Below are 24,886 nucleotides of genomic sequence, written 5' to 3' on the forward strand. Positions count from 1 at the left end.
CCATGATCCTGAGACACTATGCTGCCTTATAAATTTCCTCTGACATCCGGCAATGTAACGCGCTTTTTCGTGGTGTTTAACCTGGTGCTTTTTCTGGCGCTGGGCGCGATGGTGCACAACAGCGTTAATGCCTGGATGACAGAGAAGCGTTATGCGATGACCGATTTGGCGCGCGCGATGCAGAAACGCATCGATGCGTCGCGCTTCGCTACGTGGCAGATCTATGAAAACCTTGCCACCAGCGCCGCCGGATCGTCGCCGAACAGCAACCTTCAGGAAACCCGCCTGCGCCCGGATGTCTATTATCTGGAAAAAACCCGCCGCAAAACCGAAGCGCTGATTTTTGGTTCGCACGATAGCAGCACGCTGGATATGACCATGCGCATGTCCAACTATCTCGATACGCTGTGGGGCGCGGAAAATCCGACCTGGTCGATGTACTTCCTTAATGGTCAGGATAACAGCCTGATTATGATCTCCACGCTGCCGCTGAAAGACATGGCGACGCGTTATAAAGAGAGCGCGATTAATACGCTGGTTGATAGCCGCCGCGCCGAAATGTTGCAGCAGGCTAATGCACTGGATGAGCGTGAAAGCTTCTCGCCGCTGCGCCATTTCGCCTGGCAGAACGATCACTACTTTACGCTGCGCACCACCTTCAATCAGCCAGGCCATTTAGCCACCGTGGTCGCGTTCGATTTGCCGGTTAACGATCTAATTCCGCGCAATATGCCGCTGGAGAATTTCCAGCTGCGTCAGGACGCCACGCAAACTTCCACCACCACCGCCACCACCAGCGACGATACCAGCAGCGAAAGCACCCACGTGGCGCTGGTGAATCCGAATCTGGAGATCGCCGCATCGCTGCCAAGTACGTCGCTGCAGCTTGTATATCGCGTACCGCTCACCAGCCTGGCGCTGGATACGCTGCATAACCTGATGTGGCCGCTGCTGATTAACCTTGTGCTGTTTTTACTGTCGATTGCCGGCATTACGCTGCTGCGTCAGCAATCACTGCGCCCGAACGAAAACCAGAGCGCCGAGCTTGATTCGCTGCGGATGCTGAATGAAGAGATTGTCGCCAGTTTACCGGTCGGCTTGCTGGTGTATGACTTCGCCACCAATCGCACGCTGCTCAGCAATAAAATCGCTGAACATCTGTTGCCGCACCTGAATTTGCAGAAAATCATCAATATGTCGGATCAGCATCAGGGCGTATTGCAGGCCACCATCAATAACGAAGTATATGAGATCCGCCACGCGCGCAGCGTGCTGTCACCGCATACCCAGCTGTTTATGATGCGCGATCAGGACCGTGAATTGCTGGTGAATAAGAAACTGCAGAAGGCGCAACAGGTGCTGGATCGCAATCACCAGATGCGCCAGCAGTTAATGCACAATCTTGGTCATGCGCTGAATCGTCCGCTGCAAAGCATGGTTAAGCAGTTGGTGCAACTCAGCCAGCGTGACGATGACGAAAGCGTGCTCGATCTGCTCGACGAGAGCCAGGGTTTGGCGCGCCTGGTGGATGACATCGTGCTGCTCAATCGTCTTGAAGCGCATGACTGGTCGCCGGATGCCAGCGTGTTCAACCTGCAGGATATGCTGGATGAAATCGCGCTGGAAAGCCTGCCGCTGCTGCGCCGTAAAGGTTTAGCGCTGGTGGTGAACAACCATTTAGCCAATGACGAGATGCGCTTTGGCGATCGTCGTGCGCTGCGTAAAGTGCTGACCACGTTGATGCACTATTCGCTGACTACCACGCGCTGGGGCAAGATTTCGCTGGAGATTAAAACCACTGAAGACAAGCCCAATCATGTGTTGCTGCAGCTGGTGGATACCGGCTCTGGCTTAAGCGTCGATGAACTGGCGAACGTCGATTTCCCCTATCTTGGTGAAACCACGCAAGACCGCTTCGGCCAGGCGTCCGGCATGGCATTTTTCCTCTGTAAGCAACTGTGCAAACAGATGGGCGGCCAGCTGGAGATCATCGCTAAACCCGATATCGGCACACGCTACAACATCCAATTGCCGCTGGCGTTAGAGCAGCAAGGCGAGCAGGAAGAGAAACTGCTGGAAGGCGTGACCGCGTTGGTGGATATCGCCGTCGAAGATGTACACAAGATCGTTTGCCGCCACCTCGAAAACTGGGGCGCGAAATGCCTGACGTCGGATGAGCGTTTAACCGGTCAGGATCATGATGTGCTGGTGACCGACGATCCCGCCCGCCTGAACGGTTGGGCGCTGTTACTGGCCGGTGACGAAATGGGTCATCACGCGTTGAACGATCAACAATTCCGGGTCAACTTCAATCTCAGTAATGCACTGCTTGATGCGCTGCTGGCCCTGATTGAAAAGCAACTTTCTCATGATTTGTTAGAGGAGAGTCGCGAAGATGAAGAAGCCACGCCGCTGATGAGCGGAGGCTATTTCCAGCTGTTTACCGAGACAGTACCGCCAGATGTGAAGAGACTGTATACTGAAGCGGCGGAAAAGGATTATCCCTCGCTTGCTCAGACAGCACATCGCCTGAAAGGCGTGTTTGCCATGCTCAATCTGGGGTCAGGTAAACTGCTTTGTGAAGCGTTAGAACAACACATTAAAGTATGTGACGATTTAACCATTAAAAATACCACCAGTGAAATTGACGCGTACGTCAGCCAACTGCTGCAGCAAGGTAACCAATAAGATGAATAACTTGAACGTAATTATTGCCGATGACCATCCGATCGTTCTGTTCGGTATCCGTAAGTCACTGGAACAGATTGAATGGGTTAACGTTGTAGGTGAGTTTGAAGACTCAACAGCATTAGTAAACAGCTTGCCCAAACTGGACGCCAATGTCCTGATTACCGACCTCTCCATGCCAGGCGAGAAGTACGGTGACGGTATCACCCTGATTAAATACATCAAACGTCACTATCCGGATCTCTCGATTATCGTTCTTACCATGAACAATAACCCAGCGATCCTGAGCGCGGTGTTGGATCTGGATATTGAAGGGATCGTACTGAAGCAAGGCGCGCCAACCGATCTGCCAAAAGCGCTGGCTGCTCTGCAGAAAGGCAAAAAATATACGCCAGAAAGCGTGGCAAAACTGCTGGAGCGCATCAGCGCTGGCGGTTACGGTGACAAACGTCTGTCGCCGAAAGAGAGTGAAGTACTGCGTCTGTTCGCAGAAGGTTTCCTAGTGACTGAGATCGCTAAGAAACTGAACCGCAGTATCAAAACCATCAGTAGCCAGAAGAAATCAGCCATGATGAAACTGGGCGTGGAAAACGATATCGCGCTGCTGAACTATCTCTCTTCTGTTAGCGCCACTCAGGTCGACAAAGAGTAATCCTGAATGGGCGGCGTCTTCTGACACCGCCCGTTTTTTTGCTCGCGTATTACGTCTCTTCCCTGCCCTTTCTGACGCGTTCCGCATACACCGCCAGCGTACTTTTCAGCACATCCAGCGTAACCGGCTTCGACAAACAGTTATCCATGCCCGCATCCATACAGCGCTGCTTCTCTTCCGCTAACGCATTGGCCGTGACGCCAATCACCGGGAAAGTGTGCCCTAACTGACGCAGACGTTGCGTCAGGCGATAACCATCCATGTTCGGCATGTTCACATCGCTCAGCACGATATCGATATGGTTGCGACTAAGCACGTTCAGCGCATCCACGCCGTCCTGCGCGGTTTTGGTCTGATAACCCACGGTGCCGAGCTGTTCTGACAGCAGCATGCGGTTGATCGGATGGTCATCAACAATCAGCACGATGATATCTTCGAAGGTCGCGGCCGCTTTTGGCGCGGTTAACGGCAGCGGCGTGGCGGTTTCGCTATTGATGTTGATGCGATAGATGCGGCCCAACAGCTGCGGCAGATCGTGCAGCATCGCGCTGCTCTGAATCCATTGCCCCGGCGCGTTTTCGTGCGGCATATCGATGTGCTGACCACAAATACGAATATGCGCGCGTCCGCTTTGCGCAGCGGGCTCATCGTGATCGCTGATGATCACATCATCCGCTGCCGCCTGGCCGTGATAATACGCTACCTGAATGCCCTGCTGTTGCAGCAGACGCAGCAGGAAGCTGGCGAGATATTCATTGCGCATGTCCAGCCAGATGGCTTTTTCCTGCAAGCCATCAAGCAACGGTGGCGCCGCCATCTGACCGGAATAGATCGGAATGCGCACGATAAACTGGCTGCCCATGCCCGGTTCGGAATCGACTTCGATATCGCCGTCCATCATGTTGATCAGCTTTTCACAGATCGCCAGCCCTAAGCCAGTTCCCTGGAAGTTACGCTGCACGCCCGAACCTACCTGGAAGAACGGGTCAAACAGGCGCGTCACCTCTTTGGCCGGAATACCGACGCCGGTATCTCGCACGCGGAACGCCAGATAACCCTCTTTGACGTAAGCATGCAGAATGATGCAGCCGGTATGGGTGAATTTGATGGCGTTGTTCAACAGGTTAGATATTACCTGCTGCAGACGCATGGCATCGCCATCCAGGGTCAGCGGTACATCGTTTTCGATAAATACATACAGCGTCAGGCGTTTACGCACCACCAGCGACAGATAGTTGCTGGCAATATGATTGACCACTTCTCGCGGCGAGAAAGGATGTGGCTCAATTTTCAGCTGCTCGGATTCAATCTTCGAGAAGTCGAGGATGTCGCTGATGATCTTCAGCAGCAGGCTCGACGAGTTGTTCATCGCCGTCACCAGTGAATCGACGCCTTTCGGCAGCACTTTGGTTTGCAGCAGATCGAGGTTACCGATAATGCCGTACAGCGGCGTGCGCAGTTCATGGCTGACGGTGGCAAGGAACATCGATTTCGACTGGCTGGCCTGCTCGGCTGAGTGCGCCATCTCCTGCAGCGACTGCTCCATGCGCACGCGCGCCGAGACATCGACCAGCACGCAAATCGCCACGTTTTCATTGCGATAACGCGAATGCACAAAGCTGATTTGCAGGTTGGTGTTGCTACCGGTCAGCACATCGACAAAGTTGACCTGCTGACCGCCAATGATTTCATTCAGACGCTGGCGATCTTCCTGCGTCAGCAGCGTCAGATAGTTATGTGCCAACTCGTTACTCAGAATGTTGGTGCCGTCGCTGGTGCGCAGAATACAGATGCCGACCGGCGCCGAGGCGACAATCTTGCGGTTGAACTGTTCGTGCTCCTCCAGCCGATGCGCATTCTCTTCGGCCGGCAGGAACATGCGGCGCTCAAAAATCCACGCCAGCGTAAACAGAATCACCGCCGTGAAGATGTTGAGCAGCAGCGCGTTAATCAGCATCAGCTTGAGCTGATCCATTAACACGTCGGTGGAAAGCGACCACACCACATTGAGATTCGACGGCGGCAGCGGCTTCTTCAGCACCAGCTGGCGATAGCTGTCGAGATAGCCGAACCAGGTGCTGTTGTCCGGCAGATCGTCAAGCGAGTAGCCCGGGCCGCCGCGACGTGAACTGAGCAGCGGACGGTAATTTTCATCTGTGATGGTGGCCACCAGCGGCAAACCGCCCGGCTGAATGAACTCATCAAGGCGGATATTCTGCTCCACGCCCAGCAGCGCCTGCAGTTTGTTCGCCACATACACCGGCATCACCATATAGAAGTTGCCGACGCCCGGCTGCGCGCTGCTGGTGATCCAATACATCGGCTGGCGGCGCTCTTCTTCATTGCCGTTGCGATAGTGCAGCACGCGTTCACGCAGCGCTTTCAGGCTACGTTCACGATCGACTGAATTGTTGCTGCCGATGGTGAAATCGGCCAGACACTGATTCTCTCCGCCGATGAAGAACACGCGGTTCAATTCATACGCCGAGGCAAAATTGCTTTTCCAGTAATTGATGTAGTAGCTGAGCGAGTCCAGCGAGTTGCGCCAGGTGTTGCTCATTGAGGTGCAGTCGCCATCGGAAAACAGCGGCGTAAACTGCGGCAGCGCGCCTTTGCCTGGCGGCAAACCGTTAAGCACATCCAGACCGTTAGCGCTGCTGCTCAGGCGATTTTCGGTGATGTATTTCAGCTCGCGCATCACATCCGCCGAGTGGCGGACGTACCACTCAGCCTGACCGTAATTGGTGGCAAACTCCTGACGCACCGCGTTCTCTTTCTCGTGCAGCACGTTGATGATGTAGAAAGTGGTCAGCAGCGCACCCAGCGCCCAGAGCAACAACGCCAGCGCACGAAATAGATAGCGCGAAATTCGAAGCGTAGTGCGAAAGGAGACAAGATATTTCAAAAGAGGCTCACTGGCGGTAAGAGTTATCAGGATGTTGAAAAGCTTTCATACACTAGCTTTATCGGCCCTAAAAAGCCAGCTAGCCCGCGCCTTTAGCGGAAAACTCAGATAAAAAAACGGCAGGTCAGTTTCCTGACCTGCCGTTCCATAAAGCCGTTACGAATTACTCTTCGTCGTCAGCTTCTGGTGCTTCGTCGTCGCTGTCCACTTCCGGCGCGATATCATCCTCGCCTTCCGCTACGCTACCGTCGATGGCGTCGAGTTCTTCCTCTTCCACCGGCTCAGCAACACGTTGCAGACCCACCACGTTTTCATCTTCCGCAGTACGAATCAGAATCACGCCTTGGGTGTTACGACCAACCACACTGACTTCCGATACGCGAGTACGCACCAGCGTACCGGCATCGGTGATCATCATGATCTGATCGCCATCCACCACCTGTACCGCACCGATAACCGGCCCGTTACGATCGGTGACTTTAATCGAGATCACGCCCTGCGTCGCACGCGACTTGGTTGGATACTCGGTATTGGCGGTACGTTTACCGTAACCATTCTGCGTCACGGTGAGGATCGCGCCCTCTTCGCGTGGCACAATCAGCGACACCACTTTGTCACTTTCAGCCAGCTTAATACCGCGCACGCCCGAAGCCGAACGGCCCATCGCACGTACCGCAGTTTCAGCGAAGCGCACCACTTTACCGGCGGCAGAGAACAGCATGGCTTCGTCGCTACCGTTGGTCAGCGCTACACCAATCAGCTCATCATCCTCACGCAGGTTGATGGCGATGATGCCCGCACTACGCGGACGGCTGAACTCTTGCAACGCGGTTTTCTTCACGGTACCGCTCGCGGTGGCCATGAAGATGTTGAAGCCTTCGGTGTATTCACGCACCGGCAGAATGGCGGTAATACGTTCGTTGGCTTCCAGCGGCAACAGGTTGACGATTGGACGACCGCGCGCACCACGGCTGGCTTCCGGCAGCTGATAGACCTTCATCCAGTAGAGACGGCCACGGCTGGAGAAGCACAGAATAGTGTCATGGGTGTTGGCCACCAGCAGACGGTCGATAAAGTCTTCTTCTTTAATACGTGCGGCGGATTTGCCTTTACCACCGCGACGCTGGGCTTCATAGTCCGTCAGCGGTTGGTATTTGACATAACCCTGATGCGACAGCGTCACCACAACGTCTTCCTGATTAATCAGGTCTTCGATGTTGATGTCTGCACTGTTCGCGGTGATTTCAGTTCGACGTGCATCGCCGAACTGATCGCGCATCAGCTCCAGCTCTTCACGGATCACTTCCATCAGGCGCTCTGCGCTCTGCAGGATGTGCAGCAGTTCAGCGATCTGATCCAGCAGCTCTTTGTATTCGTCGAGCAGTTTTTCGTGCTCAAGACCGGTCAGTTTCTGCAGACGCAGATCCAGAATCGCCTGCGCTTGCTGTTCGGTCAGATAATATTGACCATCGCGAATACCAAACTCGGCTTCCAGCCACTCTGGACGCGCGGCATCGTTACCGGCACGTTCCAGCATCGCGGCAACGTTACCCAGATCCCATGACTGTGCCAACAGGCCCAGTTTCGCTTCGGCTGGCGTTGGTGCACGACGAATCAGTTCAATGATCGGATCGATGTTCGCCAGCGCAATCGCCAGGCCTTCAAGGATGTGAGCACGATCGCGCGCTTTACGCAGTTCGAAAATGGTACGGCGCGTAACCACTTCACGACGGTGACGTACGAAGGCTTCGATGATGCCTTTCAGCGTCATGATCTTCGGCTGGCCCTGATGTAGCGCCACCATGTTGATGCCGAAAGAGACCTGCAACTGGGTTAGCGAGTAGAGGTTGTTGAGAACCACTTCACCGACCGCATCGCGTTTGATCTCAATGACAACACGCATGCCGTCTTTATCAGATTCGTCACGCAGCGCGCTGATGCCTTCCACGCGCTTCTCTTTCACCAGCTCGGCGATCTTCTCGATCAGGCGCGCTTTGTTCACCTGATACGGCAGTTCGTGCACGATGATGGTTTCACGGCCGGTCTTGGCATCGGTTTCCACTTCACCACGTGCGCGGATGTAAATCTTACCGCGCCCGGTGCGATAGGCTTCTTCGATACCGCGACGACCATTGATGAACGCAGCAGTCGGGAAATCTGGCCCGGTGATATGCTCCATCAAACCTTCAACGGTGATGTCTTCATCTTCGATGAAGGCCAGACAGCCGTTGATCACTTCCGTGAGGTTGTGCGGTGGAATGTTGGTTGCCATACCTACCGCGATACCGGAAGAACCGTTTACCAGCAGGTTAGGAATTTTGGTTGGCAGGACTTCAGGGATCTGCTCGGTGCCGTCATAGTTCGGCACGAAATCGACGGTTTCCTTTTCCAGGTCAGCCAGCAGCTCCGAAGAGATCTTTGCCATGCGCACTTCGGTATAACGCATCGCTGCGGCGGAGTCGCCGTCGACCGAACCAAAGTTACCCTGACCGTCAACCAGCATGTAGCGCAGGGAGAATGGCTGGGCCATACGCACGATACTTTCGTATACCGCGGAATCGCCGTGCGGGTGATATTTACCGATGACGTCACCGACCACACGGGCGGATTTTTTATAGGGTTTATTCCAGTCGTTGCCCAGTTCGCTCATGGCAAAAAGCACACGGCGGTGTACCGGCTTCAGACCATCACGCACATCGGGTAAGGCTCGGCCAACAATGACCGACATGGCGTAATCGAGGTAGGAGTTTTTTAACTCTTCTTCGATATTGACCGGTGTAATTTCTCTCGCAAGGTCGCTCATGGAGCCGCTATCCCTCTACATAATCCCGGATTTAAAGGTGCGAAAGTATATCACATCGCTTCCCTTCGGTGAACGTTAACCAGGCCTTAATCCCGCTTTTCCTTTAGCGTGAGAGATGCGTTCGCGTGACTTAAGCGTTTATACTGAGGGAATATTTTGTCTGGAGTGATGATTCAATGAGTGAACAACCGCAGGAAAGCCGCCAGAACGTTGACCACGCCGAGATTGCTAAGTTTGAGGCCGTGGCATCCCGCTGGTGGGATTTAGAGGGTGAATTTAAGCCGTTGCACCGTATCAATCCCCTGCGACTCGGCTGGATAGCGCAGCACAGCAATGGCCTGTTCGGTAAGAAAGTGCTCGATGTCGGCTGCGGCGGCGGCATTCTGGCGGAGAGCATGGCGCGTGAAGGCGCTGAGGTTACTGGCCTGGATATGGGCGCGGATCCGCTGGAAGTGGCGCGTCTGCACGCGCTGGAGAGCGGCGTTAGTGTTAACTACGTGCAGCAAACCGTGGAAGATCACGCCGCAAGCCACGCCGGGCAATATGATGTGGTGACCTGCATGGAGATGCTGGAGCATGTGCCGGATCCGCGCTCGGTGGTATTGGCCTGCGCGCAGCTGGTGAAGCCCGGCGGCGAAGTGTTCTTCTCCACCATCAACCGCAATCCAAAAGCCTGGCTGCTGGCAGTGTTTGGTGCCGAGTATGTGCTGCGCATGGTGCCGCGCGGGACGCACGACGTGAAGAAGTTCATCCGTCCTGCCGAGTTGCTGAACTGGGTCGATGAAACCCCGCTGCGTGAAAGAAACATGATTGGCCTGCACTACAATCCGTTGACCAACCAGTTCCGTTTAGGTCGCGGTGTCGATGTTAACTATATGATTCATACGCATCGTCAGGAGTGATGTCATCCCGGTGCGCATGAATGCGCACCCTACGAAAAATCGCACCATCACCGTATTCATACCGGCGCGCATCAATACGCAGCATCACCGTAGGGTCGCCATTCATGGCGACCTCTTATCCAGATCAATTTCCTTTTAGACGCGTACCACTCTTTTTTATAGGCTAAGCAAGTCACAAAAAATTCATAAGCAATTTTAGATAAGTTCGCTGCTGGCGGCCTTGTCGGGGCTTTTTTCATCTAAGAAAATTCCTGAAGCGCGGTGGTTGAGCAAGAAACACGCGTCCGATCATAAAGTGAAAAAAAAGTGCTGAGCGGTTGACACTAAGTGCAGGCCTTGCGGCATGCGGATCCAGGATTTTAGCCAGCCGCTAAGGACGATTTTTTAGTGAAAATCAACTCTTGTTAAGAAGAGATTGCTGACTAGAATACTCACCATATTGTTGTTCAAACTTCCCGCACCCCCTATATATAGTGTTTATCCACAGGCTTACTCACAACGAGCGGCTTGTGCATAAACCTTGTGCATAGATGGGGGATAAATACGTCATTCATGCATGGACAGGTAAAAACGCGACATGAACCAAAGTCTGCTCGTTACTAAACGCGATGGCCGCCAGGAGCGCATTGATCTCGACAAAATTCACCGTGTACTGGATTGGGCAGCCGAAGGGCTGAACAACGTTTCCGTTTCACAGGTTGAACTGCGCTCACACATTCAGTTCTACGATGGCATCAGAACCTCTGATATTCATGAGACCATCATCAAGGCTGCCGCAGACCTGATCTCTCGTGATGCGCCGGATTACCAATACCTGGCCGCGCGTCTGGCTATCTTCCACCTGCGTAAAAAAGCTTACGGCCAGTTTGAGCCGCCGAAGCTGTACGATCAGGTGGTGAAGATGGTGGAGATGGGCAAATACGACCGTCATCTGCTGGAAGATTACAGCACCGAAGAGTTCGAGCAGATGGACGAGTTTATCGACCATTGGCGCGACATGAATTTCTCCTACGCAGCGGTTAAGCAGCTGGAAGGGAAATATTTGGTGCAGAACCGCGTCAGCGGCGAAATCTACGAAAGCGCCCAGTTTCTCTACATCCTGGTGGCGGCATGCCTGTTCTCTGGCTATCCGCGCGAAACCCGTATGGACTACGTGAAGCGCTTCTACGATGCGATCTCAACCTTTAAGATCTCGCTGCCAACGCCAATCATGTCCGGCGTGCGTACCCCAACGCGCCAGTTCAGCTCTTGCGTACTGATCGAGTGCGGCGACAGCCTCGACTCCATCAACGCCACTTCTAGCGCCATTGTGAAATACGTTTCTCAGCGCGCCGGTATCGGCATCAACGCTGGCCGCATTCGTGCGCTGGGCAGCCCGATTCGCGGTGGCGAAGCCTTCCACACCGGCTGTATTCCGTTCTACAAGCATTTCCAGACTGCCGTGAAGTCCTGCTCACAAGGTGGCGTGCGCGGTGGTGCAGCGACGCTGTTCTACCCAATGTGGCATCTGGAAGTTGAGAGCCTGCTGGTGCTGAAAAACAACCGTGGTGTTGAAGGCAACCGCGTGCGTCACATGGATTACGGCGTACAGATCAACAAACTGATGTACACCCGCCTGCTGAAAGGTGAAGACATCACGCTGTTCAGCCCGTCTGACGTGCCTGGCCTGTACGATGCGTTCTTCGCCGATCAGGACGAGTTCGAGCGTCTGTACACCAAATACGAAAAAGACGACAGCATCCGTAAGCAGCGCGTGAAAGCCGTTGAGCTGTTCTCACTCATGATGCAGGAACGTGCTTCTACTGGCCGTATCTACATCCAGAACGTCGATCACTGCAACACCCACAGCCCGTTCGATCCAAGCATCGCGCCGGTTCGCCAGTCGAACCTGTGCCTTGAGATCGCCCTGCCGACCAAACCGCTAAATGACGTCAATGACGAAAGCGGCGAAATCGCCCTGTGTACGCTGTCGGCCTTTAACCTCGGTGCAATTAACAGCCTCGACGATCTGGAAGAGCTGGCTACCCTCGCGGTGCGTGCGCTGGATGCGCTGCTGGATTATCAGGATTACCCAATCCCGGCAGCACAACGCGGCGCAATGGGCCGTCGTACGCTGGGTATTGGCGTGATCAACTACGCGTACTACCTGGCGAAAAATGGCGTGCGCTACTCCGATGGCAGCGCCAACAACCTGACGCACAAAACCTTCGAAGCCATTCAGTACTACTTGCTGAAAGCCTCGAACGAATTGGCGAAAGAGCAAGGTGCCTGCCCGTGGTTCAAAGAGACCACTTACTCGCAGGGCATTCTGCCGATCGATACCTATAAAAAGGATCTCGACGCGGTGTGCAACGAGCCGCTGCATCTGGATTGGGAAGGTCTGCGTGAGTCCATCACCACGCACGGTCTGCGCAACTCGACGCTCTCTGCGCTGATGCCATCTGAAACCTCTTCGCAGATTTCAAACGCCACCAACGGTATTGAGCCGCCACGCGGACACATCAGCATCAAAGCCTCGAAAGACGGCATTCTGCGTCAGGTGGTGCCTGAGTATGAGCGTCTGAAAGATCAGTACGAACTGCTGTGGGAAATGCCGTCTAACGACGGTTATCTGCAGCTGGTTGGCGTGATGCAGAAGTTCATCGATCAGGCGATTTCGTCGAACACTAACTACGATCCGAGCCGTTTTGCTAATGGCAAAGTGCCGATGAAACAGTTGCTGAAAGATCTGCTGACCGCGTACAAGTTCGGCGTGAAAACCCTGTACTATCAAAACACCCGCGACGGTGCGGAAGATGCACAGGACGATATGGCGCCTTCCATTCAGGATGATGGCTGCGAAAGCGGCGCTTGTAAGATCTAATCTAATCTCATCTTGTCAGGGCCGGCATTGGTCGGCCCTCTTCACATTTGGACTCAAAATGGCTTACTCCACATTCTCGCAGAACAAGAATAACCAGCTGTTAGAACCGATGTTCTTCGGCCAGTCCGTCAACGTTGCCCGTTTCGATCAGCAGAAATATGACATCTTTGAAAAGCTGATCGAAAAGCAACTCTCCTTCTTCTGGCGTCCGGAAGAAGTGGACGTCTCGCGCGATCGTATCGATTACCAGGCGCTGCCAGAACACGAAAAACACATCTTTATCAGCAACCTGAAGTATCAAACGCTGCTGGACTCGATTCAGGGCCGTAGCCCGAACGTGGCGCTGCTGCCGCTGATCTCTATTCCTGAGCTGGAAACCTGGATTGAAACCTGGGCCTTCTCCGAGACCATTCACTCGCGCTCTTACACCCACATCATCCGTAACATCGTTAACGATCCAGCGGTGGTGTTTGACGATATCGTCACTAACGAGCAGATTCTGGCGCGCGCCGAAGATATCTCGAAGTACTACGATGATCTGATCGAGATGACCAGCTACTGGCATCTGCTGGGCGAAGGTACGCATCAGGTCAACGGTAAAACCGTTACCGTGAACCTGCGCGATCTGAAAAAGCAGCTGTATATCTGCCTGATGAGCGTCAACGCGCTGGAAGCGATTCGCTTCTACGTCAGCTTCGCCTGTTCATTTGCTTTTGCCGAGCGCGAGCTGATGGAGGGTAACGCCAAAATCATCAAGCTGATTGCACGCGATGAAGCGCTGCATCTGACCGGCACCCAGCATATGCTGAACCTGCTGCGCACCGGTGAAGACGATCCTGAGATGAAAGCCATCGCTGCAGAGTGCCGCGACGAATGCTACGACCTGTTCAAGAAGGCAGCCGAGCAGGAAAAAGAGTGGGCAGAATATCTGTTCAGTGGCGGCTCAATGATTGGCCTGAACAAAGACATTCTGTGCCAGTACATTGAGTACATCACCAACATCCGTATGCAGGCGGTCGGTCTTGATCTGCCGTTCCAGACGCGTTCGAACCCGATTCCATGGATCAACTCGTGGCTGGTGTCGGACAACGTGCAGGTTGCACCGCAGGAAGTTGAAGTGAGCTCGTATTTGGTCGGTCAGATTGATTCTGAAGTGGGCGAAGACGATTTCGACGGCTTCCAGCTGTAAGCATGAGCCGCTCTGTTGTTATTCTGCGTAGCTCCGGCTCCCGGCTGGAGTGCGCAGAAGATCACCCCAATCTGCTGGCGACGCTGGAAGCCAATAATCTGTGCGTTGAGTTTCAGTGTCGCGAGGGCTACTGCGGCTCTTGCCGCATGCGCTTACTGAAGGGCGAAGTGGATTATGCGGAAACCCCGTTGGCGTTTGTGCAGCAAGGCGAGATTTTGCCGTGCTGCTGTCGCGCCAAAGGGGAGATTGAGATCGAGTTGTGATTTTTAGTAGGTCGCCATGAATGGCGACCCTACAGCGCGTTAGTTTTTGACTGTTTCTAGAATATCAATCCAACCGTGCCCGGTGCTGACTTCGCTGCCGTGCAGCCAGCGACGCAGCATGTTCATCGCCATCATCGCCACCACTTTCTGCCGCGTTTCCACGTTATGACGTCCATGGGTGAACTTCACGCGTTGGCCCCAGCTCGCTTCCGGCGTATGCAAGGCAATCGACACTTCACCTTCCACCAAATTTCCTACCGACAATGCCAGCGCCGCGCCCTGCTGTTTCGCCCAATCACGTGTGCGCGCAACCTGAGTTTCCAGATCTTCATCCTGCGGCGGCAGAATTTCTGCTTTGCTGAGCGCCACGTCTGCAGCGGCTAGCTGCCAGTTAAGCAAACCGGCGGTAAACTGCTCGCTCAGCGCCAAATGGAAGCCGCGCTGCTGCAACTCGCGCGCCAGTAGCGCCGGTAAACCTTCGGTGCCTTCAAAGATGGTGCACTCAGCCAGCAACAGTTTTACCTGCTGCCACACTTGCTCCATCGCAACACGCTGGCTGGCGGGTCCGGTAAGTTTGATTTCGATAATCGGCATAGATGATCGATAGCCCATCACCACGCCTTCCGGCAGCGGTAGCGGCTCCAACTCGGCGGCAATATCACTCTCGCCACGGCCAAAGGTTGTGAGGCGTAAACACAACGGTGGTTCTGGCAATTCAAAGCGTGCTTTGAGGCGCGGAATGATCTCCTGCTCGACCATCACTTTAAATTCCGACGGCACGCCAGGCGTGAAAAAAATCCAGCAGCGATTGAGCTGCATGGCAAAACCGCACGCGGTGCCGACCGGATTATCCAGCATCTCGGCGATGGCGGGGATCTCTGCCTGCTTGCGATTGCTCGGCGCCATCACGCGTCCGCGACTGGCGAACCAGGCTTCCATTTTTTCCAGCCACTCTTGCTGGATAACTAATTCACTGCCGCTGGCAATGGCTGCGGCCTGCGCGCTGAGATCGTCACTGGTCGGTCCTAAACCACCGTTAACGATCAGCACATCTGCAATCTGGCTGCGGCTCTGCAGCGCCTCCACCAGCGAGCTCATCGCATCACCGACGGTGCTGCGGCTGGTCATCGGCAAACCCTGCTGGAACAGCACATCGGCCAGCCAGGCGGCGTTGGTATCGACAATCTGCCCATGTAACACTTCATCGCCCGTTGAGAGCATTTCTACACGTATCACGTTGCGTTCTCCTTTTCCCTGTCGCTTTACTGTAGGAAGCGCGCAGGCGAAACACAATCGCGGATGATGCGAAACAGGGATTTAGCTGGAATAAGCGGCGGGATAATCAGGAAGCGGGCGCGAAGCGTGTCGCGCCCGTTGGAACTTAACGTCGAGCCAGCAGTAAACCGACAAACAGGCCAGCGGCGGCACCGATGCCAATCCCCTGCCACGGTTTTTCGTGCACATAATCATCGGCGCGGTAAGCCGCGTTTTTGGCACGATAGTAATAGCTGTCTGACGCCTGGCTAACGCGCGATTTCACGTCTTCCAGCGCTTGTTCAGCTTTGAGTTTCAGTTCGATGTATTTCTGATCGGCCGGATCGCCTGATGCGCGTAACACTTCTTCCAGCGTTTCCGTCAGCAGCGCCAGGTCGTCGTCAAGGTGCGTTTCAAATTGGTCTGAAGATGACACTATGTAGTTCCTCCATGTTCCTAACTCGTTGTGGTTTAACTATAGTCTTAAATTCCAGCTTTGCTGGACGGCGACTGCCAGGATTTAACCGAGTTTCGTCCATCTCAATGCAAAGTTGTGTCATGCACGGCCGAGCGGCGCGAATTCTGCTTCGCTTATTTGATTAATCTGATAAATTTTCCGCAGACTGAATTTTTTATTTCCACGACTGTCGTAACCCCCTGTAGTCAGACGTTTCTCGTCTTACGAGAGTCAAAATACACCCGAGCAGCTAAGGATTAGATTTCCGGCATGAATCGTAGAAAATTTATGAAAGCGTCCATGGCCCTCTCCGCTGTTAGCGGCATGACGGGTCTCTCCACGCTGTTTGCACAATCCGCCTGGGCTGATGATGGTATCGCCGACGGTACCGCAGTGCGCTTCGATTTCGACTCACTGAAAAAGAAAGCCTCCGCACTGGCAAAACAGCCCTGGGGCGGCGCACCCGGCCCCTTGCCCGACACCCTGGCCAATCTAACTCCGCAGGCCTATAACGAAATTCAGTACGACGCCAATCACTCGCTGTGGAACAACATCGCCGACCGCGAGCTGGACGTGCAATTCTTCCACGTCGGTATGGGCTTCAAGCGCCGCATCCGCATGTTCTCGGTCGATGCCCAGAGCCGCGAAGCACGTGAGATCCACTTCCGTCCGGAGCTGTTCAACTATCACAACGCCAACGTTGATACCAAACAGCTGGTGGGTAAAACCGATCTCGGCTTTGCCGGTTTCCGCGCGTTTAAGAAGCCAGAACTGGCGCGCCGCGATATCGTCTCTTTCCTCGGCGCCAGCTATTTCCGTGCAGTTGATGAGACCTTCCAGTACGGCCTCTCCGCACGCGGCGTGGCGGTCAACACCTTTAGCAACGGCAAAGAAGAGTTCCCGGACTTCACTGCATTCTGGTTCGAAACGCCAAAAGCGGATGACACCACTTTTGTAGTTTATGCCCTGCTGGATGGCGCGAGCGTTACCGGTGCGTATAAGTTCACCATTCACTGCGAAGAAAAACGCGTGGTGATGGAGGTAGAAAACCACCTGTTTGCACGTAACGACATCCGCCAGCTCGGCATCGCGCCGATGACCAGCATGTTCAGCTGTGGCACCAACGAGCGCCGCATGTGCAACACTTACCATCCGCAAATTCACGACTCCGATCGCCTGGCGATGTGGACCGGTGAGGGCGAATGGATTGCGCGTCCGCTGAACAACCCGCAGCGTTTGCAGTTCAACGCCTATCAGGACGAAAACCCGCGTGGTTTTGGCCTGTTGCAGCTGGATCATGACTTCAAAAATTATCAGGATGTGATTGGCTGGTACGACAAACGTCCAAGCCTGTGGGTGGAACCGATTGGTAAATGGGGCAAAGGCGCCATTAACGTAATGGAGATTCCAACCACCGGTGAAACGCTGGATAACGTGGTGTGCTTCTGGCAGCCATCAGAACCAGTGAAAGCCGGCAGCGAGTTCAACTTCCAGTACAAGCTCTACTGGAGTCAGTTGCCGCCAGTGCGCAGTGGTTTAGCGCGTGTCGATGCCACTCGCACCGGTATCGGTGGCTTCCCGGAAGGTTGGGCGCCAGGCGAACACTTCCCGGAAACCTGGTCACGTCGCTTTGCCATTGATTTTGTTGGTGGCGATCTGAAAGCCGCAGCGCCGAAAGGCATTGAGCCGGTGATTACCGTTTCAGAAGGCACATTCAAGCAGGTTGAGATTCTCTACGTCGAGCCGCTGAACGGTTACCGCATTCTGTTTGACTGGTATCCGAATAGCGACTCAACCAAGCCGGTTGATATGCGCCTGTTCCTGCGTACTAAGGATGAGACGCTGAGTGAAACCTGGCTCTATCAGTACTTCCCGCCGCCGCCGGATCAACGCAAATATGTTGATGACCGGCAGATGACGCCGGGCTGATGATTAACGGCGAGGAGCAATCCTCGCCGTTATGCTTTCTGCATACCGATGTGGGGAATATCATCTTCCATGTAGACTTCAGTCACCGCTTTAAAGCCCAGACGACCGTAGAAACCTTCCAGATGTGCCTGCGCTGAGAGATAGATAGCGCGCTGCGACCAATGCTTCTCGCAGCTCTCCAGCGCCTTCTCCATCAAGCGATATCCCAGCTTCAAACCGCGCGCCTCTTCAGAAACGATCACACGACCAATCAGCACCGGCGCAGAGTCTAGCGCGGGCGTTAACACCCGTGCATAGGCCAGCAGCTTACCGTCAAGGAATCCCAAAATGTGGCGGTTATCAGCGGCTAAATCCTGACCATCAATATCCTGATACGGACAGTTTTGTTCAACGATGAAGACATGATTGCGCAGCGCCAGCAGCGTGTAGAGTTGCTGCGTCGTCAGTTCACTGTGGTGGCAATCAAGCCAAAGCATTTCCATGGTGCTTCCTTGTCTGAGCGAAAAAGTGATCCGTTGAGAATATCACACCGGCTACGCCGAACGCAGTGAGCAGCAGCGGCAGCTGAAAACCTCGTGGTGACTCTGTGCTCAATCTCTCACTACGCCGTGAATTGCAGGCAAAAAAAATCAGGCCCGAAGGCCTGATTCAGTCATGACGCGAGTCTTTATTACATCAGCGGCTGAGCCATCTGCACCAGTGTAATCAGCGGCTGCGGAAAAATACCGAGCAGCAATACCAGAATCGCAGAGATCAGCACCACAACACCACCCGCCGTAAACGCCCAGTTGGCTTGCGTATCGCGGTTGTGCAGTTCCGGCGGGCTGAGATACAGACTCACCGTTACGCGCAGATAGTAGTAAAGACCAATCGCACTACCTGCAACCACCGCACCACTCAACCACCACAGGTGTGCGTTCACACTCGAGGCGATAACGTAGAACTTACCAATGAAGCCGAGCGTCATTGGGATACCGGCCAGTGACAACATCATTACCGTCATGACCGCAGACAGAATCGGACGATGCCAGAACAGACCACGATAGGAATACAGCGTGTCGGCATCCGGACCGCGATACGGGCTCGACATCAGGCTTACTACGCCGAACGCGCCCAGGCTGCTGAACAGGTAACCGGCCAGATATACGCCTGCAGTTTCCAGCGACAGCTGATGGGTTTTCACCGCGATCAGCGCCACCAACAGATAACCAAGGTGCGCGATTGAGGAGTAACCAAGCAGACGCTTGATGTTGCTCTGGGAAATCGCCATCAGGTTACCGAACAGAATCGACGCGAAGGCAATGATGCCCAGCACGGTGCGAACGGCTTCGCTGTCTGTAACTGGTGCGTACATGAACAGGCGCATAATCACGCCAAAGATGGCGATCTTGCTGGCGGTGGCGAGGAAGGTTGAAACCGGCGCAGGCGCACCCTGATAAACGTCCGGCGTCCACAGGTGGAATGGAACCAGCGACAGTTTAAAGCCCAGACCGATAATCATCATGCCCAAACCGAGCAGCAACAGCGGCTCCTGAATCATGCTATCGCTCAGACTTTTACCCAGCTGCACAAAGCTCAGGCTACCGGAATCAGCATAAATCAGCGCGATACCAAACAGCAGGAACGATGAGGCCGCCGCCGACAGAATGGTGTATTTCAGCGACGCTTCCAGCGAACGTTTCTGGCGGAAAGCGTAACCAATCAAACCAAACAGCGGCAGTGACAGCAGTTCGATGCCGATGAACAGCGCCGCCAGATGGTTGGCGCTCGCCAGCACAATCCCGCCGAGTGCCGCAATCAGCACCAGCAGATAGAACTCATCTTTGTTGTCCGGGAAACCAGCCAGCCAAGGATAAGCAAAGGTGCAAGTGGCTAAACTCGCCAGCACCACCAGCGCGGTGTAGAACATCGAATAGCCATCAACGCGCAGCAGCGGCGTGACATCCATCGCTCCCGCCTGGCCAACAAACCACAGAGAAAACAGCGCAATGTTAAGTCCGATCACCGTCAACGTGGCATTAACAAAGTGATTGCGTCGCCACGCAATGGACAGCATCACCACCACCACCGTCAATCCGACGATCAACAGCGGCAGTAACGCGATCAGATGTTGAGGAGTTATTGTCATGGCGAATTACGGCCTTGTAGTTGAAATTGAAGCGGTAAACCACTGCTGAATATTGCTCATCGCAGCATGGGATGTGTCGAGGATTGGCTGTGGATAAATCCCCAGCAGCACCAGTAACACCACCAATACGCCGATAGTCAGGAACTCACGCGGTGACATGCCTGGCAGCGGATCTTTCGACTTGGCTTCGCCGAAGTAAGCGCGCTGCATCATGATCAGGGAGTAAACCGAAGCAAACACCAGACCAAAGGTTGCGATGACGATAATCACCGGCACCACCTGGAAACTGCCGGTCAGAATCATGAATTCGCCAACGAAGTTACCGGTGCCCGGCATACCGAGGTTGGCAACCGCAAAGAACAGTGACAGACCCGGAATCCATTTGATACGTGACCACAAACCGCCCATCTGACGAAGGTCGCGGGTATGCAGACGCTCATACAGCTGACCGCACAAGATGAACAGTGCCGCAGCAGAAAGACCGTGCGCAATCATCTGAATTACTGCGCCCTGGAAGGCCAGTTGGCTGCCGGTGTAGATGGCGATCAACACGAAGCCCATGTGCGAAATAGAGGTGTAAGCAATCAAACGTTTGATATCGAACTGCGAGAACGCCATCCATGCACCGTAGAAGATGCCGATGATACCGAGCCACATGGCAATCGGTGCGAACTCTGCAGACGCATTCGGGAACAGCGGCAGGCTGAAGCGCAGCAAGCCGTAGGCCGCAGTTTTCAGCAAGATACCAGCGAGGTCAACCGAACCAGCGGTTGGTGCCTGGCTATGCGCATCTGGCAGCCAACCGTGTAATGGCACCACCGGCATTTTCACCGCAAAGGCGATGAAGAAGCCGAGCATCAGCAGATACTCAACGGTGTGTGACATCGGCGTTTTCAGCAACTCTTCGTAGCTGAAAGTCCATACGCCAGTAGCGTTGTAGTGCACAAACACCAGCGCCAGAATCGACACCAACATGATCAGACCAGATGCCTGGGTGTAGATGAAGAACTTGGTCGCGGCGCTAATACGCGTTTTACCGTCGGATGCTTTATGGCCCCAAAGTGCGATGAGGAAGTACATCGGCACCAGCATCATTTCCCAGAAGAAGAAGAACAGGAACATGTCGATGGAGAGGAACACGCCAATCACACCACCGAGAATCCACATCAGGTTGAGGTGGAAGAAGCCCTGATATTTCTCAATTTCGTTCCAGGAGCACAGCACCGCCATCAAACCGAGCAGTCCGGTCAGCACCACCATCAGCAGCGACAGACCATCAATCGCCAGATGGAAGTTGATGCCAAAGCGCGGAATCCACGGTACTGAGAAAGTCGATTGCCATTGCGGAATGCCCGCAGCCTGCGTCAGTGAATAGCCTCCCTGCAACCACAGCTGCAGGCCAAGCGCTAGCGTCAGGCCCATGGTGATCATGGCAATCCAGCGCGGTACCTTTGCGCCGAGGCGCTCTGCCAACCAGCAGAGTAAGCCCCCAACGAAGGGGATAATTATTAGCCAAGGTAATAACACGGCGAACTTCCCTTTTTATTGCCTTACTTCAGGCAATTTTTGACATTCTAATTGGGCGAGCGAACCCGCCCCGCTCATCAATCTTTAAATCACCAGCAGCAGCGCCAGCACCACAACGGCACCGACACTCATTGAAGCCACGTACCAGCGCAGATAACCGTTTTCACTCACCACCAAACCTTTATTACCAATGCGCGACAGCAGCGCAGGCAGGTTCATCAGTGAATTCAGCGGATCGCTTTTCAGTAACCAGGCAATGCCGAGATAAGGTTTTACAAACACCTTGTCATACAGCCAGTCGAAGCCCCAGGCCGCGAACCACCAGGTGCCGAAGAAACGACCCGGCGCACTGTTGGCAATGCTGGTCACCAGCTGACGTTTACCCAGCCACAATGCTGCTGCGATCAGGATACCAACAATGGCAACTACGCCTGAGGTGATTTCCAGCATCACTTTGCCGCCTTCACCAAACTCGTTCTGCGGCAGCACGCCCGCCAGAGGAGGCGTAATCAGCGCACCAATAAAGGTGGAGAGCACCATCAGAACAATCAACGGCAGGTGATGTGTAATGCCTTTACCGGCGTGAGCATGAATTTTCTCTTCACCGTGGAACACGATAAAGATCATGCGGAAGGTGTAGATCGAGGTGAGGAATGCACCCACCAGACCCGCCACCATCAGATTGATGTGACCATTCGCCATCGCACCAAACAGGATTTCATCTTTACTGTAGAAACCTGCGGTGATCAGCGGCAGCGCAGCCAGCGCGGCGCCACCCACCAGGAAGCAGACATACACCAGCGGGATGCTTTTACGCAGGCCGCCCATTTTGAAAATGTTCTGCTCATGATGGCAGGCCAGAATGACCGAGCCTGAAGAGAGGAACAACAAGGCTTTGAAGAATGCATGCGTCATCAGGTGGAAAATCGCCGCGTCCCATGCCTGAACGCCCAGCGCGAGGAACATGTAGCCGATCTGACTCATAGTTGAGTAAGCCAGCACACGTTTGATGTCGGTTTGCACCAACGCCGCAAAACCTGCCAGCACCAGGGTAATCGCACCAATGATACCCACCAGATGCAGCACTTCCGGCGTTAACAGGAACAAGCCGTGCGTACGTGCAATCAGGTAAACACCGGCGGTCACCATGGTCGCGGCGTGAATCAGTGCCGAAACCGGAGTAGGACCGGCCATCGCATCTGCCAGCCAGGTTTGTAATGGCAGCTGTGCAGATTTACCGACCGCGCCACCCAACAGCATCAGGGTTGCCCACTGCAGCATATGGTTGTCTGCAGCGAAGTGCGCAGGTGCCAGTTCAACCAGTTCACGGAAGTTCAGCGTGCCCAGCTCGTTGTAAAGAATGAACAAGGCGAAAGCGAGGAACACATCACCTACACGGGTGATGATAAAGGCTTTCATCGCCGCTTTGCCGTTCTCTGGATTACTGTAGTAGAAGCCAATCAGCAGATATGAGCACAGGCCTACGCCTTCCCAGCCGAGATACATCAGCATCAGGTTATCGGCCAGCACCAACACCACCATGCTCGCGATGAACAGGTTGGTGTAAGCGAAGAAGCGCGAATAACCCTCTTCACCACGCATGTACCATGAAGCAAACATGTGGATGAAGAAGCCAACGCCGGTGACGACGGACAGCATGGTCAGAGAAAGACCGTCCAGCACCAGATTCACTTTAATGTCGAAGCTGCCGACGTGAATCCAGGTCCACAGCGCCTGCGTGAACGGCTGCTGACCCTGGTTGAAGAAGTCGAAACCGGCATAAATAGTGGTTAATGCTGCCAGACCAACAGAACCCATACCGATTGCTGCCGACAGGTTCTCCGACCAGCGACCGCGTGAAAACGCCAATAGCAGGAAGCCAATTAGCGGAAATAATACGGTTAAATAGAGAAGATTCATCCGCGCATCTCGCTCACTGTGTCAATGTTCAGCGTCTGACGACGACGATAGAGCTGGAGCAACAGCGCCAGACCAATACTCGCTTCCGCCGCCGCAAGGCTGATCGCCAGGATGTACATCACCTGACCATCAGCTTGTCCCCAATAGCTGCCAGCTACCACCAGCGCTAACGCGGAGGCATTGATCATGATTTCCAGACCAATCAGCATAAACAGGATGTTACGACGCAGCACCACGGAGGTCAGGCCGAGAACAAACAGCACAGCGGCCAGCATCAGGCCGTGTTGTAACGGGATCATGCGTGATCCTCCTTATTCGCTTGCGCATCAGCTTGACGATTGCTCAGCACTTCGCCATGACGCTCTTCACGTCCAATATGGAAGGCCACGACCAGACCGGCGAGCAGCAGCATTGATGCCAGCTCAACCGCCAGAACATAGGGACCAAACAAGCTGATACCGACTGCTTTAGCGTCGATGACGGTGCCATCAATGCCTTGATCGGTTGCTGTGCTAATCGCGTAAATCATTACCGCCAGCAGCAGTAAAGAGACGATGCCCGGACCAATCCACAGCGAAGGCTTCAGCCACTCGCGTTCCTGATCCTGCTGGGTTTTGCCCAGGTTCAGCATCATCACCACGAAGACGAACAGCACCATAATGGCGCCCGCGTAGACGATGATTTCCAGCGCACCGGCGAAGTAGGCGCCCATCGAGAAGAACACGCCTGCAATGGACAGCAGCGAAACGATCAGGTACAGCAGCGCATGTACCGGATTGGTGTGGGTGATGACGCGCAGCGTCGTCAACACCGCCACCAGTCCGCAAAGATAAAACGCAAATTCCATACCTGGCTCCTTAAGGTAACAACCCTTTGACGTCGATCGGCTTGGCTTCGTTTTCCGCTTCGCCCTTCTCTTTTCCGTCGATCGCCATACCAGCCATACGATAGAAGTTGTACTCCGGATATTTACCCGGACCGGAAATCAGCAGGTCTTCTTTCTCATACACCAGATCCTGACGCTTAAACTCACCCAGTTCGAAATCGGGTGTCAGCTGGATCGCGGTGGTTGGGCAAGCCTCTTCACACAGGCCGCAGAAGATGCAGCGTGAGAAGTTGATGCGGAAGAACTCCGGATACCAACGTCCATCCTGCGTCTCGGCTTTCTGCAGTGAGATACAGCCGACTGGACAAGCTACCGCACATAAGTTACAGGCAACGCAACGCTCTGCGCCGTCCGGATCGCGCGTCAACACGATACGGCCACGATAACGTGGCGGCAGATAAACCGGCTCTTCCGGATACATTTGGGTTTCGCGCTTGGCGAAGGCATGCATGCCTATCATCCAGATACTGCGCACTGTCGTGCCGAAGCCAACGACAATATCTTTTAAAGTCATCTCAAT

Annotated in this window: 18 protein-coding genes; 7 read left to right on the forward strand and 11 right to left on the reverse strand. The window is 54.3% G+C overall.

Going from position 1 to position 24,886, the window contains the following annotated elements; translation table 11 throughout:
- The first annotated feature begins 21 nt into the window (after positions 1-21).
- Together rcsD and rcsB are read left to right on the forward strand one after the other, a co-directional pair.
- Entirely contained in the window at positions 22-2,688 is a 2,667-nt protein-coding gene (gene rcsD / locus ACXIZX_RS12725) for a phosphotransferase RcsD (RefSeq protein WP_479404878.1), read from the forward strand.
- 1 nt (position 2,689) lies between these two features.
- Positions 2,690-3,340 (forward strand): response regulator transcription factor RcsB, encoded by a 651-nt coding sequence (rcsB, locus tag ACXIZX_RS12730; RefSeq protein WP_007889370.1) that lies wholly within the window; start codon positions 2,690-2,692, stop codon positions 3,338-3,340.
- Positions 3,341-3,389: 49 nt separating this feature from the next.
- On the opposite strand, the gene rcsC is transcribed toward rcsB, so the two are convergent.
- Positions 3,390-6,245: a two-component system sensor histidine kinase RcsC gene (gene rcsC, locus ACXIZX_RS12735; protein ID WP_479404301.1), complete on the reverse strand. Its 2,856-nt coding sequence runs from the start codon at positions 6,243-6,245 to the stop codon at positions 3,390-3,392.
- A gap of 163 nt (positions 6,246-6,408) precedes the next feature.
- Positions 6,409-9,048 (reverse strand): DNA topoisomerase (ATP-hydrolyzing) subunit A, encoded by a 2,640-nt coding sequence (gyrA, locus tag ACXIZX_RS12740; protein ID WP_008105113.1) that lies wholly within the window; start codon positions 9,046-9,048, stop codon positions 6,409-6,411.
- Between the two features lie 176 nt (positions 9,049-9,224).
- On the opposite strand from gyrA, the gene ubiG reads away from it, so the two are divergent.
- The 4 genes from ubiG to yfaE all read left to right on the forward strand — a co-directional run bounded on the left by ubiG (position 9,225) and on the right by yfaE (position 14,265).
- Positions 9,225-9,950 (forward strand): bifunctional 2-polyprenyl-6-hydroxyphenol methylase/3-demethylubiquinol 3-O-methyltransferase UbiG, encoded by a 726-nt coding sequence (ubiG, locus tag ACXIZX_RS12745; RefSeq protein WP_008105116.1) that lies wholly within the window; start codon positions 9,225-9,227, stop codon positions 9,948-9,950.
- Between the two features lie 577 nt (positions 9,951-10,527).
- On the forward strand, positions 10,528-12,813 hold the full coding sequence (nrdA, locus tag ACXIZX_RS12750) for a class 1a ribonucleoside-diphosphate reductase subunit alpha (RefSeq protein WP_154190330.1): 2,286 nt from the start codon (positions 10,528-10,530) through the stop codon (positions 12,811-12,813).
- A gap of 58 nt (positions 12,814-12,871) precedes the next feature.
- Entirely contained in the window at positions 12,872-14,002 is a 1,131-nt protein-coding gene (gene nrdB, locus ACXIZX_RS12755) for a class Ia ribonucleoside-diphosphate reductase subunit beta (protein ID WP_008105120.1), read from the forward strand.
- 2 nt (positions 14,003-14,004) lie between these two features.
- A complete protein-coding gene (gene yfaE / locus ACXIZX_RS12760) occupies positions 14,005-14,265 on the forward strand; it encodes a class I ribonucleotide reductase maintenance protein YfaE (RefSeq protein WP_061717835.1) in 261 nt (86 codons plus the stop codon).
- 39 nt (positions 14,266-14,304) lie between these two features.
- On the opposite strand, the gene ACXIZX_RS12765 is transcribed toward yfaE, so the two are convergent.
- Positions 14,305-15,501: a nicotinamide mononucleotide deamidase-related protein YfaY gene (locus ACXIZX_RS12765; protein WP_479404302.1), complete on the reverse strand. Its 1,197-nt coding sequence runs from the start codon at positions 15,499-15,501 to the stop codon at positions 14,305-14,307.
- 145 nt (positions 15,502-15,646) lie between these two features.
- Entirely contained in the window at positions 15,647-15,955 is a 309-nt protein-coding gene (gene elaB / locus ACXIZX_RS12770) for a stress response protein ElaB (RefSeq protein ID WP_008105125.1), read from the reverse strand.
- Positions 15,956-16,246: 291 nt separating this feature from the next.
- On the opposite strand from elaB, the gene ACXIZX_RS12775 reads away from it, so the two are divergent.
- Positions 16,247-17,905, forward strand: coding sequence for a glucan biosynthesis protein D (locus ACXIZX_RS12775; protein WP_179450034.1), 1,659 nt, complete (start codon positions 16,247-16,249; stop codon positions 17,903-17,905).
- 29 nt (positions 17,906-17,934) lie between these two features.
- On the opposite strand, the gene ACXIZX_RS12780 is transcribed toward ACXIZX_RS12775, so the two are convergent.
- From ACXIZX_RS12780 to nuoI, 7 genes are all read right to left on the reverse strand, one after another.
- Entirely contained in the window at positions 17,935-18,387 is a 453-nt protein-coding gene (locus tag ACXIZX_RS12780) for a GNAT family N-acetyltransferase (protein WP_008105129.1), read from the reverse strand.
- Positions 18,388-18,575: 188 nt separating this feature from the next.
- Entirely contained in the window at positions 18,576-20,033 is a 1,458-nt protein-coding gene (gene nuoN / locus ACXIZX_RS12785) for an NADH-quinone oxidoreductase subunit NuoN (protein WP_479404303.1), read from the reverse strand.
- A gap of 6 nt (positions 20,034-20,039) precedes the next feature.
- On the reverse strand, positions 20,040-21,560 hold the full coding sequence (gene nuoM / locus ACXIZX_RS12790) for an NADH-quinone oxidoreductase subunit M (protein ID WP_036648497.1): 1,521 nt from the start codon (positions 21,558-21,560) through the stop codon (positions 20,040-20,042).
- 84 nt (positions 21,561-21,644) lie between these two features.
- Positions 21,645-23,480, reverse strand: coding sequence for an NADH-quinone oxidoreductase subunit L (gene nuoL / locus ACXIZX_RS12795; protein WP_061717841.1), 1,836 nt, complete (start codon positions 23,478-23,480; stop codon positions 21,645-21,647).
- Positions 23,477-23,779, reverse strand: coding sequence for an NADH-quinone oxidoreductase subunit NuoK (nuoK, locus tag ACXIZX_RS12800; protein WP_007889334.1), 303 nt, complete (start codon positions 23,777-23,779; stop codon positions 23,477-23,479). Before nuoK ends, nuoL begins: the two co-directional genes overlap by 4 nt.
- A complete protein-coding gene (nuoJ, locus tag ACXIZX_RS12805; protein ID WP_008105138.1) occupies positions 23,776-24,327 on the reverse strand; it encodes an NADH-quinone oxidoreductase subunit J in 552 nt (183 codons plus the stop codon). Before nuoJ ends, nuoK begins: the two co-directional genes overlap by 4 nt.
- Before the next feature lie 10 nt (positions 24,328-24,337).
- Positions 24,338-24,880, reverse strand: a complete 543-nt coding sequence (gene nuoI, locus ACXIZX_RS12810; RefSeq protein ID WP_007889332.1) for an NADH-quinone oxidoreductase subunit NuoI — start codon at positions 24,878-24,880, stop codon at positions 24,338-24,340.
- Positions 24,881-24,886: the final 6 nt, after the last annotated feature.

This window comes from Candidatus Pantoea symbiotica, from assembly GCF_056491525.1.